The organism is Pseudohongiella acticola (assembly GCF_001758195.1).
Lineage (GTDB): Bacteria > Pseudomonadota > Gammaproteobacteria > Pseudomonadales > Pseudohongiellaceae > Pseudohongiella > Pseudohongiella acticola.
Window position 1 is genome coordinate 2,385,350 of record NZ_MASR01000001.1, and the last position, 13,826, is coordinate 2,399,175.

The following is a 13,826-nucleotide window of genomic DNA, read 5'->3' on the forward strand; positions in this document are numbered from 1 at the left end:
GAGATTGGTTTTGCCCAGGATTACACTAAAAGGCCACATCGTGGTGCCGGACCATGACCTGCAGGCGGTTATGGCGGAACTACCCGCTCATATAACGCTGACGCGCCAGGAAGAAGGCTGTTTGCTTTTTGAAGTGCATCAGGACCCCGATACGCCCAATTTTTTTTCGGTGCATGAAGAGTTCACTGATCGCGCTGCCTTCGATACGCACCAACAACGTATCCAGACGTCAGACTGGGGGCGGGTCGCGTCATCGGCCGAGCGGCATTATGAAATAACAGAAACAGAGTAGAGTCACCGGACAATGGCGCCTTTATGGTGCGCTAATAGTGGCTTCTGCACGATCCGCGAACACAATACGCCCTGTTGAGTGTGTAGTTGTAATATAACGTGGCGTTTTGATCGCACTTCCCCCTTTTACCGCTTATTTGCTTTACCATGGTTTGGTCTTCTCGGCGCTACGTGGCGGTGTTCTTTAGTTTTGTGACTGCCAAGAAAGCCCCATTCAGGCTGGAGAGACAATCTAAACCTATGATTTTCCGACTGTCAGTGTTTTTTGCTGACGCAATCGCCGGACCAACAGGAGGGAAAGATTGTGAAGACCGACATGCAGACTTTTTGCCAGGAGTTCTCCCAAAAGCTCGAACCTTTCGCGGACGAACTGAGGCAGGCGCTAAACGAGCTGCCGCCGCGCGAAAAACTGAATCAGATTGATACGACAGTGCTGCAGCTTCAGGAAGTGCAGCAACGCCTGTCTACGCTGAGAGAGAAAGTCAGCGACCAAAGCACCTTCCTGCTTATCTTCGGTCCGCTGAAAAGTGGAAAATCTACGCTGATGAATGCCCTGAGTGGCGCCTATGTCAGCGAAGTTTCCAGCCTTCCTGCCTATCCGGCATTGGTCTATGTCAAAAATGGCGATCAACACCGTTTTCAGGCCACTGACTATCTGGGGGAGCGACGCGAATTTGCTGACAATGTTGCCTTGGCTGAGGCAATACAGACAGACCACTCACTGTTAGCCGATGCCATAGTTGCTGCGGAGAATACCAGCGCAAGCTTCGACCCCCAGCAGCATTATCCGCAAGCTATCAGGCGAATGGACATAGAAATACCCGCCGCCCACCTCGCCGACTCCGGCTCTGTTCTGGTCGACACGCCAGGCCTTTACAGTCGAATGAAGTTCGGTTACGACCAAATGACGCGGGACTTTCGTGATACCGCTGCCTGCGCCATCTTTGTGGTTAAAACCGATAATCTGTTCTTTGAAAAAGTGTTCGAAGAATTTGAAGAGTTGTTGAGCTGTTTCAGTCGCATATTTCTTGTCGCCAATATTGATTCGTCAAAGCAGGATCTGCGCCCGGACGGCACGCTTGAGCCCAGTCTGGAGAGCAGTGATCCGAATAAAATCATCGAGTCATTCCGATCCCTGTCCATGAGTGCGACCTTGAGTGGCGCCATTGATGAAGGCCGCCTGAAAATCTACCCGGTCGACCTGCAAAAAGCGGCGACCAGAACGCTACGTGAGGCTGCCGGCGAGGCTTCACTGGTGGCAGTGAATGACAGCGAAGCAAATGAGGATCGGGATGATGGTTTTGACGAGTTTGTTGATGACCTTACCGGTTACCTGAACAGCAGTGACTATCTGCACGACTTCAAGTACGACAGCTTGCGACTGGCACAGGACCTGACCGCCGAAACCTGCGATCTGGTTTCGGACGACGCGTCGGCTGCATTGAGCCGGGAAAGCGAACGGATTCGCGAAGAACTTGAACGCGACCGTACTCGGCTCAATGCCTTGCAGACACTGGAACGACAGAGCTGGGATCTTGCCTTCAACACCCTGTCGGCGTCCAGAAACAGAATGCCTGAAGATCTAACCGAACAGAGTGACGGGCAACTCGAGCAATCCTGCCAGCAACAAATCACTGCCTGGATGGAAAGCGATGAAAGCTGGAACCAGTTGCTGGCGCGCCTTAACCCCGAGCTTGAGCAAGAGGGCAGGCGACGTTCCGGGCTGGTACTCGATCATATCCGCGCACAGCTACAGGGTGGGTACGCGGGTGCAGAGTTCTCCGACACACAGCTGTCCGCTTTCCGTGACGCCGGCCTGCAGGTAGAACAATCGTTGGCAGGATGTCTGCAGTCACTGGGCGACTCAACTCAGGTTGTGACCCCAACGTTGGAGTTAGCCACCGAAGACATACCTGTGAAGCGCACATTGGGCGACTACCTGTTATTGCGCAGTCGTAAACGGGTACGGCAGGGTATTTTCGGCGAAGACGGCAATCGTAGTGTTGAGGCTGCCGTCAAGCAGAAGCGTCTGGGCGATGCCAGCCTGGAGAAGTTGCATATCATTGTGCGCGATACGGTTGGCCGGGAGATGCCCGAGCTGCAAGCGCAGTATGCTGATGCGCTGGTGGAGGCTCATATCGTCAGATGCAGCGAGGCAGTTCACCAAAGCATCACACAAATCAGCGAAGGCGTGCAGGATTCAATCGCGCCACGGGAATCAATGTTGCGGCTTTGTCAGCAAGCGCAGGATGTATTTAAGCGCATTGAGCAAAGCAGCGAACGTTTCAGTGCCGACCTTAACGAACTTCAGCGTCAGTTTGATCTGAAGAAACCTGAATCGGCTGACGATCACGAGGATGTGCTTGCAGAGGCGTATCCTCAGTAGAGTCAATCGTCAAACGCTGGTGAGCCGGAAGGCCGCCAGCGAAGTTCAATCCCTGTGCCCGCCAGAGCGTCAGATCTGCAGTGCTTAGTATGACGCTTGCGTCATTCTCAACAGTTCTGTTCTGTGCCATTGCAAGCTCCTGAGTGCCCGTGGGCAATAACTGTTTTTGCCGTGACAGGTGTCGGTGGGATAGAATAATGAGTATGCAAAAACACAACGAGATAAGGCAAACAATAAATGCAATTGGCAGCGCGTTCTCCGAGCTGGATTTCGACGCCTGGCTGTCACATTTTTGTACGCCACGCACAGTAATATCGCAAGGTACTGTGTTCTCGTCTTCCTCAATTGAAGACACCCGAGAGTTCATGGGGCCGGTCTTCGACAGTCTTCGGCAACGCGGTTTCAGCCATACCCGGCTGGATACCTGTCATGTCAAGTTGCTAGGCGATACCACGGCCATGGTAAGTACCGTCTGGACCCGATTTGGCCACGACGATACGGTTATTGAAACGCTGGGCGCTACTTATTTGCTGGTGTCCATAAACGCAAGCTGGAAAGTCGCCGTGGTGACGTCGCACAGGGCTGATGTGCTCGCGATTGAGGCGGAAGGTTGATTGTCTGCAAGTGCACCGGGAGTTTGAGTCATGTCGATTTTTGAATGGGTTGTCGCCGCAATTCAGCTGGGTTTGCCGATGGCGGTCATGAGCTGGCTTATGTTCAACTGGCTTTACGGTGCCGGGCAGTTGCCGCGCGATGCGGGGCACAAGGCCATTCGTGAGCATCTCGCCAAGCTTAAAAAGCAGCACAAGAAAAGCAAAAGCAGAAGCGGTAACTACTTGTATAAACAGTGGTTATTCTTTGGTGGTGGCTTCTACGGCCTTGCTGTTCTGTGGACCTTGCTGGTGATCGAAGTCAGTGAGCTGATTGGTTTTATTATCAGTTTTGATCTGACTGCGCTGCTGGAAAACGGAATCATTGCACTGATGGTAAGTGTGGTGGTGGCGCAATTTGGCAACATTCTGGCGGCAATGCTCTGGTTTAGTTATTGGCCCAGTGAGCAAGGGTCAACCGTCGTGATCTGGTTCTTGATGGCCTATGGCGGGTACCTGCTCGGCATTCATTTCGCTCGCGAAAGACAGACCCTGCATCAGGCCTCTGACCTGATCAGCAAAAACAAATGGCGGCGCAGGGGTGAATAAGCCTGTGTCAGACGCGTCACGGTGAGCGGGTCGTCATCGCAGATTCAAAAATACCCGATGGGCTGGCGCGTGTTGCATTGGCTTATGGCGGTAATGGTCCTGACTCTGATTCCAGTTGGACTGTGGATGTCGTCGCGAGCGGAGGCAGATAACTGGGGGCCGTTGACGGATGTTCTGTATAGCTCGCACAAAGCCGTCGGCTTTAGTGTACTGCTGCTGATGGTCGTACGAATCCTGGTAAAACTCCGCGTAAAATCCCCACCCTACCCGTCGACATTGCCGCGTCGGTTGCAGCTTGCGGCAAAAGGCCTGCACCATCTGATCTACCTGTTACTGGTGCTGACGCCCCTGTTTGGCTGGGCGGGCGTGACGGCATACCCGGCGCTGGTCACTGTGGCCGGGTATCACCTGCCGGCCATGCCGTTGGTACCACAGGACAGCGCCCTGGCGGAAAAGCTGTTCGCTGTCCATGGTGTACTCGCCATCACCCTGAGTATCCTGATCGCTGGCCATATTGCAGCAGCATTCCGTCATATGCTGCGCAAAGACGGCATCTTTCGTAGAATGCTGTAAGCAAGCGTTATCAGCGTTCGAAATGTGCCATCAGGCGGTTCATGCCCAATACATGCGGCTCCACTTTCTGCAGAAATTCTGCCAGCTCCAGGCCGTTGTCCAATGAAAGCTCAATATCCAACGCCAGTACCCAGAAAAAATAGTGGTGCCGGCCGTGCCCCTCGGGTGGTTTCGGGCCGCCGTAACCAACTTCGCCAAAATTATTTTTGCCTTTGGCATAATCCTGGCAGCCTTGCTGCAGTTCAGTCGTAGTCGGCGGAATATTGTAAACCAGCCAGTGCGTGAAACCGTAGGTGCCCGGGCTGGAAATCAATGGTGCATCCGGGTCATGGCAAAAGACAGCGATCGACTTGGTGCCGTCCGGGGTTTTTTCCCAGTACAGCTGGGGTGAAATGTTGTCACCGTCGTAGCTGTGCATTTCGGCAATTTTATCACCCTGTTTCAGGTCGTGACTGCTGACTTTCATGTCGGATAGGGCAAATGTCATAAGCGCTCCTTGAGTGTTGTTTGTGGTTTCAGTAAAACACGGCCAGCGCTGCGCCTCCGGCTAGCCAGAGTGCAGCGATAACGGACAGAATCCGAAGCACCCTGTCGGTTAGCGAAGGGCCGCCGTGATCGTGATGGTGGTGACCGTGATCGTTGTGCCGGGCCTGTCGATAAAGCCAGACCAGCACCGCGGTGGCCATCAGGAAAACAATGTTCAGACCCAGTTGGTAATTTACCTGAAAGAACTCACGTTCTCCCGGAGCACGGGCGCTCTCAAGGTCGGGCAACATGCCCAGTGCTGCCAGGCCATAATGCATGACCAGTGCTACAGTAATGATGCCTATCAGCATGATGCCCAGAATGTAGAGCGCCATCTTCCAGCCATAGTAGGCCGCATTGATGCGTAGTACCGGCAGCACCACCAGGTCCGAGAATATGAACGCCATAACACCGGCAAAGGTGACACCCTGGCCGAACAGGACGGCGGCCAGCGGTATATTGCCCATGGAGCCAATAAAGGTAAAGAATGCGGCCAGCGGTGCCACAACAGCTTGCTGCAAGGTCAGCCAGAAGCCCGGGTTGGCAGCGTTATCGCCGCCAGAGCCAAGAAACAGGGCCTGAAAGAAGCTTTCTGGTACCGCTGCAGAGATGATGCCGGTGACCGTAAAGCCGATCAATACATCCTTCCAGACCATTTGCCACTCCATGACATAGGTCATGCCGATTTTCTGCCAGTATTGGCGGCTCTTGAGCTTCTCCTGCCAACTGACGCTCTCTGCGTTGCCCTCATGGTCGTGGCTGTCATCTACATTTTTGCGGGCCAGTGCCTCCAGACGACGCGGTCGGGTGATGCGTATCAGAAGCCATGTCACCAGAATCAACAGGATGCCACCAACGTACTCGCCGACAACAAATTGCCAGCCAAGAAAAATCGCTATCACCATACCCAGTTCGATGACCAAATTGGTCGAGGCCAGCATGAACGCCAGAGAAGGCGCCAGGCCAGCCCCTTTGCTGAACAGGGCGCGTGTGGTAGACAGCGCAGAGAAACTGCAGGAGCTGGACAGGAAACCGAAAAAGGTGCCAAGCGCGACACTTCTGGGCCCATCTTTGCCCATGGTCTTTTGCATACGCTCTTTGGTAACCAGCACCTGGATCAGGCTGCTGATCAGGTAGCCGAGCATGAACGCCCAGAGGGCCATCCAGAAAAAGCCCGCGCTGGTGGTGGCTGACTCTTGCCAGATTGCCAGAATATCCTGCATACATCATCTCCTTTGCAATTGCCCCGTGGTCTGGGGCATCCCATTTGACAGGTTATCACTCAGTCGATTTCATATTCGCTACCATCGATATTGACAGAATCCTGCGTTAATTCAACGTTGCCTGTTTCTGCAAACGACCGCGTGTTGTTGTTTTTTGGGGCTAAAATCCGTCGAAATGAACGAAAGTGGCGGCCATCCTCGGTAACTTGAATTAAAGTCCGGAATCGTTGATGATGTCTTGATAAGTCTGAATCTCTGTCATGCAGGGCCGCGCTGGAGAAGCATGAATTACGATGATTTTAATCAGTTTTGTGATTCGTTGCCGGCAACAACGCACGTCGTGCAATGGGGGAGTTCACATGTCTGGAAAGTGGGGGGCAAAGTGTTCGCGATTGGTGGCTGGGCACCAGACAGGCAGCCAGCTTTTACTTTCAAGGCCTCAGATCGGAACTTTGCCTATCTTCGTGAGCACGAGGGCTACAGACCGGCACCCTATTTTGCCAATCGAGGCATGCAATGGATCCAGCAAACAGAAACGTCAGGCGTGCTGGATGAAGAGTTACGGTACTACCTGACTGAGTCCTATCGAATTGTGTTGCGGGGACTCAGCAAGCGTAAACAAAAAGAACTGGGAGCAGACCAGTTCCTGGCTACTGTTACTGAAACTTCTGGAGATCTACCATGAAGCAGATTTATACGCATGAAAACATCGTTATTCTGCACTCAGTCAGAAATATTCTTGCCATGAATGATATTGAATCGTTTGTAAAAAACGAACATACCATTCCGGCCGGCGCCAGACATGGCATCAATAATATATTCCATGAACTCTGGATCCTGAACGATCAAGACTACGACAAAGCGGCAGCGCTCATCGACACTGAGATTGAGAACCCGATCGTCAGGGATCCGTGGGTGTGCGGTGATTGCAACGAAGAGAACGAAGGCAGCTTTGACGTCTGCTGGAAGTGTCAGTCAGTCCCGGCATAGCCTGTTTCTGACGTGTCAGTCCCGAGTTAGTCATTTCCGTCGTCAGAGGACGTTTTTGACGAGAACGTTGCTGAGAAAGCCGCTGCTTTGCGCACAGCTGCAATGTCTTCCGGATGCGACATGGCGCGTTCCGAGCGAGCCAGCGCTGCGCGCGAGTGCGCACAGGCAGCCGCCGTCATCGACTCGTCACCGGTTTCAGCCAGCGCATGCAATGCTTTCTGCAGTCGGATTGATACCTCGAAAAAACCGGCGCCGTCTCTGGCGATAGCGGTAAAGGCATCGTCGAACATGTCCGACAGCATAAGCTCGGGCACATGAACCCGCTTAAACGTAATCTCATCGAGCTCATCATTGGTCAGTGGCGCCTGCCACTGTGTGAAAAGCCGGACCAGGGTGCCCACGACATTGATAGCTGTGCCCGGATCATTGATGCCGGGGGATAATGCCTTGTCGGCAATCTCTGACAGAGCCAGCAAGCCAAAGCGTGGGTCATCTTCAAAAGTGCGGTTGTCGCCAATCTTGAATGCACTGACAAAATCCTCGGTGCTACCCTCGCTTTTGCCTTCGATACGTAGCAATGCTCGTTGAGGCGTCACAAATGTGCCGGGCAGTGCGGTTACCCGGACACGACAATCAAACTCTTCCGCGCAGATCTGCAGCGCCTCCATGTCTATGTTCTGGATGTATCCCACGGTAGAAGAATAGACGGCTGTACCGGTTGTATCACTCTGATTTGCTGTCACCGGCTGGGCACACAGTGTTGGTGACCGGCGTCGGCGCTTCAGGGCATTGCTGGCGGCGTGTTCCACCTGCCCGATTGTGTTCACGACACGGCCCAGGCGCGCGATGCGGTCAACCCAGCGCACAAAGGTGACAATAACGATAATAAACACCAACAGGGTCAACGTGAAAATCGCGAAGCGACCGGCTTCGCCAAACAGTCCGTTCTGCGCCGCGATCAGGGAAACCAGGCTGAAAATGAACGCGCCAATGAATGCCGACAGAGCGTTCTGGGTGACGTCATCGGCAATGACCAGGGGAATGGATCGGGGCGTTGCGGCAGTGCTTGCAGAGGCATAGGCGGCAACCATGGAGCCAACGGCAAAGGTCGCAATAACCAGCATGCTGGACGCCATGATGGACAGCAGTGATTCAACCGAATCCGGGTTGATATCTGGCACCACGTCCGCAAGTCCGGTGTCGTCAGCCAATCTGGCAACGAAGGTAGCCGCTATCGACAGCACGCAAAGCACGAGTGGCCTGATCCATAACCGCTCCTGAATTCGGCTGACAAAATAGCGCAGGCGATCCGGGCTAAACAGGGTAGATGATCGGGCCATACCAGTGTCCTTCGCAGTTCCATTGACAATTGCGTGTTCGGGCCGGGTAGCCAGCAACAGGCCAACGTTATACCATAAATTCACGCGCAGTGACCGTGCGTCGACCAACAAGGAAAAAGCCAATGGAGAATACGCTGAAAGGTAAACGCGTGCTGATCACACAGGCGTCCGCATTCATGGGACCTGCCTTCTGTGAGGTTTTTGCCGAACAGGGTGCTGAGCTCGTCAAGAGTGAACTTGAACTGTCAACGCCTGGCAATGTCGAGTTGATGATGCGCGAGGCGGGCGATCTTGATGTCATCGTTGCCAATTTATCCATGCTGGCACCCAGCACGCCGGCGCCCGATGTTGAAGAGACTGAGTGGCGCAATGTGTTTGCTGCTCTGGTAGACCCGTTGCCGGGGCTGGTCAGGGCAGCGGTGCCAATGATGCGAGCGCGAGGCAGTGGCAAGATTCTTGTCGTGGGCAGTGCGTCAGCCCTGAGGGGCATGAAGCGAGCGTCCACTTACAGCGCCGCTCGCGGTGCGCAGGTTGCCTACGTGCAGGCCGTGGGTGTGGAGCTGGCGCCGCTGAATATTCAGGTTAATGCGATAGCCCAGAATTTTGTTGATAACCCGACTTACTTTCCGGAAGAGTTGCAGGCCAATCCGAAGTTTCAGGACAGACTGGCGCGCGAAGTGCCGTTGCAACGACTGGTCAGCGCGCGTGAAGATGCCATGTTTGCCGCTTACCTGTGTAGTAGTGCAGCGGACTGTTTTGTCGGCCAGGTGTTTCCGGTGTGCGGGGGCTGGGTTGCCCGCTGACATTTTCTACGCGGCCCGTATCCAGTCCACAACCAGTTTGAACGGACCCTCGCGTTTGTCGACCAGCATGAATCCCATCTCTTCCACATCAGCAGGACTGAACGCTGGTCCCGATAACGTGCGGCCACGAAAGACGGGTTGCAACTGGCTGAAATGCAATCGCAGCTCTAGCCATTCGTTGTCGATGGTCTGGAAGGATGTTGCGTAGGCAATGCGGGAGCCCTGAAAATGGGCCTTGGTATAGAGCCTGAACTGATAGCTGCGCCCGTCTCCCTTGATGCGTATCAGCACGCTGTCGGCAGCACTGAGATCATGATGTTGTCCGCGCGCCCGGACAGACGCGAAACCGCCATTGTTTGCCAGCGAGATATCACCCTGAAAGTGCAGCTGCCGGTCAATGACCTGTGGTTCGCCCTGTGATTCCCCGCCCATAACGTCGTCATTGATGGCCTGCCACATTGAGCTGCTTTCCGGCTCGGCAAAATCCATCAGCGTTAGCGGTTGGTATGATTCTGTGTTCATGTCGGCGTTTTGTTCCCGGGTTCGCCACGATCTGGCGCTCTCTGGCATCTCGAGATGACAGATTCGTTGGGTGTGCGTTACTCTGGCTTCCGGTTACGATAAACAAACAGGCTGTCGCTGTCGACAGCTGACAACGAGGAGAGAAGGAATGTTCAGCCACATCATGCTGGGAGCCAATGATATCGAGACTTCAAAGACGTTCTATGATGCGACTCTGGGAGCGCTGGGGGTCCAGCCCGGGTCAGTTGATCCCAAGGGACGTCTGTTCTACCGAACCAAAACCGGTGTGTTTGCCCTCAGCAAACCGATAGACGGTGAGCCGGCCTGCAATGGCAATGGCAGCACTATCGGTTTCGCGGCTGAGAGTCCTGAAGCTGCTGATGCCTGGCATAAAGCTGGCCTGGCCAATGGTGGCACAGACTGTGAAGATCCGCCCGGTATTCGTGAAGGGGCGGGTGTCAAGCTGTACCTGGCTTACCTGCGTGATCCGTCTGGCAACAAGATCTGTGCCTTGCATCGCGTCGCGTAAGCCGACTCCGATTCGGGTGCAACGTGCCGCCTGCGACAGCAGGCGGCACACAGATCACTCCTGTTCTACAGCCTCTTCCAGGTCATCGTCCAGGTCCACTGCTTCTTCTTCATCGTCTTTCCGTTCCAGTGCCTCGGTATGACGCAGGTAGTCTGCCTGATCACCATAATAATCATCGACCGCATGCTCCGACGCTACCGGACTCAGGTAGAAAGACTCCGTCAGGCCTTCTTCGCGCATGGCCAGGCCGGTCAGGCAGGCCTTGATGACATGGGCGCTGTTCAGCGTTGTCATGTAGGTGGGGTCCAGATAAGGGTGCAATTCCACCAACTCAAACCCCACCACGTTTGCTTCGGCGCACAGTCGACGCACAATGGTGATGGATTCGCGCATATCAAGGCCACCTGACACCGGTGTGCCGGTGGCGACCGCAAATGCCGGATCAATGACATCGATATCAAACGAAATATACAGCTTACGTCCTTCCTCGCTGGCTTCTTTCACAACACGTTCCAGCGTTGCGTCCCAGCCGCGCCGTTCGACTTCTGCCATGGTGTGATAACGCATGCCATTCTCACGCATCCATTTGAAGGCGGCTTCATCGGGTCCGCTGGAACGCAGACCGACCTGAATGTAGTCTTCCATGCGCACGTGTCCCTCATTAAGCAGACGGTAGACGGGGGCGCCATGGCTGATCAGGTGCGCGCTGCCCCACCAGGCATCGTAATGAGAATCGAAGTGGATAACCGATACCCGTTCCTTGCCGTGAACGTCGGCCATCGCCGCCACGTTGGAATAGGACAGCGAATGGTCGCCGCCAACGATGACGGGCACAGCGCCGGTGTTGCCAATTTCGCGCACAACTTCACGGATGTGCTGCATGGAACGCTCAGTGCTGGCATTGTCGATGGCAATGTCACCGTAGTCTACGATGTTGAGCACGCTGCCGGGATTGACCTGAACGTATTGATCAGAGCCGCCCAGGGCACGGCCCATGACGCGCATATCGGTGGTGGCCTGTGCGCCTGAATCGCGCCAGCCCGAACCCATGTTGAGGGGGGTGCCGACGATGGCCACGTCAACTTCGGCGGCCTCCAGGTCTTCCGGTGTCAGTGCCAGCGGGAAACCCCCGAATGTGGGAGGCCCGCCACCACCATTGTATCGGCCCAGCGAAATTGTGCCGGGTTCACGCTCCGGATCCATGGATGCCGGCCGGCGCAGTCGCCAGGCGTTAAACATGGGTGAGTCGGTATTCAGTGCTATATTGGGTGCGTCCCTGTCTTCATCGTAGCGTTGGGCGCTGATCACACCCTGCATGGCTTCAACCCAGGTCAGGATGTGTTCGGGTGTATTCTCTTCCAGGTATTCAATGGTTTTTTCCAGGTCGCCGCGGAAACGACCGGCGTCGCCACTTTCCAGAAATTCGATCTGTTCGTCACTGAGTAGCGCCAGTTTGTCTGACACACTGTCTGGCAGTTCGATGCCCGGGCGGTCGTTTTCACGCGGGTCTTCGGTGGGGTACGGATAGGCGTTGGTGCCGGTTACATGTTCCGGTTCATCACCTGCCGGTTGCGCTGACAGTTGTGCGCTGGCGCTCAGGCCTGCCCACAGGATGGCCGCGGTGAGTGGTAGCAATCGGGTGTTGGCGAATGTTTTGGTGTTTGTTGTTTTCATCATACGTTTTCCAGTCATCAGTGCAGGTTTGAGGACGCCATCTAAAACGTGGCTGTTCGTCATGGGTTCAGTCCTGACCATGGTCAAGTGCCAGTGGATGAATCTCATCCGGCGCAAAACCCGCCTTGCGAGCTGCCATGCCGACGAGGCAGGCATTGAGCACGGCATTGGAGTTCAGTGCAGACAATCTGGAAAAATCCAGTGCCGGCGCCATGTCGGTGATTTCAAACCCGACTATTTCACGTGCTGCGCAGAGATGTCGTACCGTTGCGGTAACGTCGTTGATGCTCAGGCCATTGGCAGAAACCCGACCGGCCGCAACAAGATCGCCCGGATCAATAACACTGACGTCGATAGAAACAAAAAGTTGTTCCGGCAATGATATTAATTCATTGACCACACGATCCATTACAGCGCCGTAACCGTTGCGATTAACTTCGGCCATGGTGTGGTAGCGTACGCCACTGTCTTTAAGCCATTGCAGGGTGGTCTCAGTGGCGGCATTGCCGCGCAGTCCCACCGTGATCATGTCAGAGCCATTGACGATGCCTTCATCCAGTAGCATGAACAGTGCCTGATCGTCAGAAATGGTATGCACGGCATCGCGTCGGGCATCCGGGTGGGCGCTGAAATGCACCAGCCCGAAACTGCCATTGCCGTGGTTACGCGCGACGCCCTTGACTGCGGGATATAGAATGGAAGTGTCACCGCCCACCATCATCGGCGTGGCATTGGTAGCGGAGGTTTCCGCGACCATGTCGGTGACATGGTCAACTGATCGTTCGATGCTCATGTTGTCAACACGAAAGTCGCCGTAGTCAACAACAGTCAACGCCTTCATCGGATCAATCAGCGTCTGTATGTCGAGTTCGGCGATGGTGTTCAGGGAGCGCATAACATTGGGGCCTGCTTCCGCGTTGCGTCGGCCACTGCTCATGTCGCTGGGGATACCAACGATGGCAACATCCACTGAGCCGGCTGTGAGATCCTCTGGCCAAACGGCAACCGGGGCGCCAGCGAAGGTGGGAATGCCAGACTCAGGAAAGAGATAACGGTGCACACTGAACGGGCCGGGACTGCGTTTGTCATCACGAAGGATGGCTGGCAGCAGAATGCCACTGTTAAAACCGGTTGATGTCAAATTGAGAGGCATGGCGCCCATGTCACGGTTGGCGTCGTAACCCATCTCGCCAGCGACGGCCATCAGGTCTGTGATCAGCGTTTGCATACTGGCGGCATCGCGGCTGGCCAGTTCCAGCTCCATCTGCCGCGCTGGCATGAAAGGCAGGAAGCTGCCATTAACAACAAAATTGCGCTCACCTGACGGCAGGTCCTGCAGTTTGCTGCTCAGCTCGTCCGGCAGTTGCCAGTTTTCAGCTGCGCCTGCCAGGCCACTGCACAACAGGGCGCAGGCGGCCAGTGTTCTGAGTCTGTGAACCCGTCGGGGTTTAAAGGCGGACCTAGTGATGTCGGGTGTAGCTATCGTACTGGGCATGCGGCGTTGCTCCTGACCTGATCAATTTTCAGATAGTTGGATTAAGCAAATTGGGTGCCATAGGCTGCCGATCGTCGATCTGGGGACGAAACGGATTGCGATGCCTCTTTATATATCAGGGGTTGCCGGCTTTCGATGCGTTAAACAACGGTGGTGGGGGTGCCTGTAGTACTCAGGCTGGCAATAGCGTGTGATGGGGCGCGGGTACGGTCAATGCACTGTTGCAGTGCGTCATAGCGGCTTTATTTGTGACACCGGGCGCAGCCACTGGCAGCC

At 54.9% G+C, this 13,826-nt stretch carries 15 protein-coding genes; 9 read left to right on the forward strand and 6 right to left on the reverse strand.

Going from position 1 to position 13,826, the window contains the following annotated elements; all coding sequences use genetic code 11:
- The first annotated feature begins 10 nt into the window (after window positions 1–10).
- From PHACT_RS10300 to PHACT_RS10320, 5 genes are all read left to right on the forward strand, one after another.
- Window positions 11–292, forward strand: coding sequence for a putative quinol monooxygenase (locus PHACT_RS10300; protein ID WP_070117695.1), 282 nt, complete (start codon window positions 11–13; stop codon window positions 290–292).
- Between the two features lie 303 nt (window positions 293–595).
- Entirely contained in the window at window positions 596–2,677 is a 2,082-nt protein-coding gene (locus tag PHACT_RS10305) for a dynamin family protein (RefSeq protein WP_070117696.1), read from the forward strand.
- 197 nt (window positions 2,678–2,874) lie between these two features.
- Window positions 2,875–3,291: a DUF6841 family protein gene (locus PHACT_RS10310; RefSeq protein WP_070117697.1), complete on the forward strand. Its 417-nt coding sequence runs from the start codon at window positions 2,875–2,877 to the stop codon at window positions 3,289–3,291.
- Window positions 3,292–3,321: 30 nt separating this feature from the next.
- The gene (locus PHACT_RS10315) at window positions 3,322–3,876 is read left to right on the forward strand and encodes a hypothetical protein (protein WP_070117698.1); all 555 of its coding nucleotides are present in this window, start codon (window positions 3,322–3,324) and stop codon (window positions 3,874–3,876) included.
- Window positions 3,877–3,933: 57 nt separating this feature from the next.
- Window positions 3,934–4,449, forward strand: coding sequence for a cytochrome b (locus PHACT_RS10320; protein ID WP_070117699.1), 516 nt, complete (start codon window positions 3,934–3,936; stop codon window positions 4,447–4,449).
- 10 nt (window positions 4,450–4,459) lie between these two features.
- Here PHACT_RS10320 and PHACT_RS10325 read toward each other — a convergent pair whose 3' ends face one another.
- The gene (locus PHACT_RS10325; RefSeq protein ID WP_070117700.1) at window positions 4,460–4,936 is read right to left on the reverse strand and encodes a YbhB/YbcL family Raf kinase inhibitor-like protein; all 477 of its coding nucleotides are present in this window, start codon (window positions 4,934–4,936) and stop codon (window positions 4,460–4,462) included.
- Between the two features lie 28 nt (window positions 4,937–4,964).
- Entirely contained in the window at window positions 4,965–6,197 is a 1,233-nt protein-coding gene (locus tag PHACT_RS10330; RefSeq protein ID WP_070117701.1) for a permease, read from the reverse strand.
- Window positions 6,198–6,480: 283 nt separating this feature from the next.
- Between PHACT_RS10330 and PHACT_RS10335 the strand changes: the two genes are divergently transcribed.
- A complete protein-coding gene (locus PHACT_RS10335; RefSeq protein ID WP_070117702.1) occupies window positions 6,481–6,882 on the forward strand; it encodes an MmcQ/YjbR family DNA-binding protein in 402 nt (133 codons plus the stop codon).
- Window positions 6,879–7,187, forward strand: coding sequence for a putative signal transducing protein (locus PHACT_RS10340; RefSeq protein ID WP_070117703.1), 309 nt, complete (start codon window positions 6,879–6,881; stop codon window positions 7,185–7,187). The genes PHACT_RS10335 and PHACT_RS10340 overlap by 4 nt, the downstream gene beginning before the upstream one ends.
- 26 nt (window positions 7,188–7,213) lie before the next feature.
- Here the strand turns inward: PHACT_RS10340 and PHACT_RS10345 are convergent, their stop codons facing one another.
- A complete protein-coding gene (locus tag PHACT_RS10345) occupies window positions 7,214–8,527 on the reverse strand; it encodes a DUF2254 domain-containing protein (protein ID WP_070118301.1) in 1,314 nt (437 codons plus the stop codon).
- A 122-nt stretch (window positions 8,528–8,649) separates the two neighbouring features.
- Between PHACT_RS10345 and PHACT_RS10350 the strand changes: the two genes are divergently transcribed.
- Window positions 8,650–9,330 carry an SDR family oxidoreductase gene (locus tag PHACT_RS10350; RefSeq protein ID WP_070117704.1) on the forward strand — a complete coding sequence of 227 codons (681 nt, stop codon included), beginning with the start codon at window positions 8,650–8,652 and terminating at the stop codon, window positions 9,328–9,330.
- 6 nt (window positions 9,331–9,336) lie between these two features.
- On the opposite strand, the gene PHACT_RS10355 is transcribed toward PHACT_RS10350, so the two are convergent.
- Complete coding sequence (locus tag PHACT_RS10355; RefSeq protein ID WP_070117705.1) at window positions 9,337–9,852, reverse strand: CIA30 family protein; 516 nt, start codon at window positions 9,850–9,852, stop codon at window positions 9,337–9,339.
- Between the two features lie 148 nt (window positions 9,853–10,000).
- Between PHACT_RS10355 and PHACT_RS10360 the strand changes: the two genes are divergently transcribed.
- A complete protein-coding gene (locus tag PHACT_RS10360; RefSeq protein WP_070117706.1) occupies window positions 10,001–10,381 on the forward strand; it encodes a VOC family protein in 381 nt (126 codons plus the stop codon).
- Between the two features lie 54 nt (window positions 10,382–10,435).
- On the opposite strand, the gene PHACT_RS10365 is transcribed toward PHACT_RS10360, so the two are convergent.
- The gene (locus PHACT_RS10365) at window positions 10,436–12,058 is read right to left on the reverse strand and encodes an agmatinase family protein (protein ID WP_245730685.1); all 1,623 of its coding nucleotides are present in this window, start codon (window positions 12,056–12,058) and stop codon (window positions 10,436–10,438) included.
- A 64-nt stretch (window positions 12,059–12,122) separates the two neighbouring features.
- A complete protein-coding gene (locus tag PHACT_RS10370) occupies window positions 12,123–13,550 on the reverse strand; it encodes an arginase family protein (protein WP_070117708.1) in 1,428 nt (475 codons plus the stop codon).
- Between the last annotated feature and the right edge of the window lie 276 nt (window positions 13,551–13,826).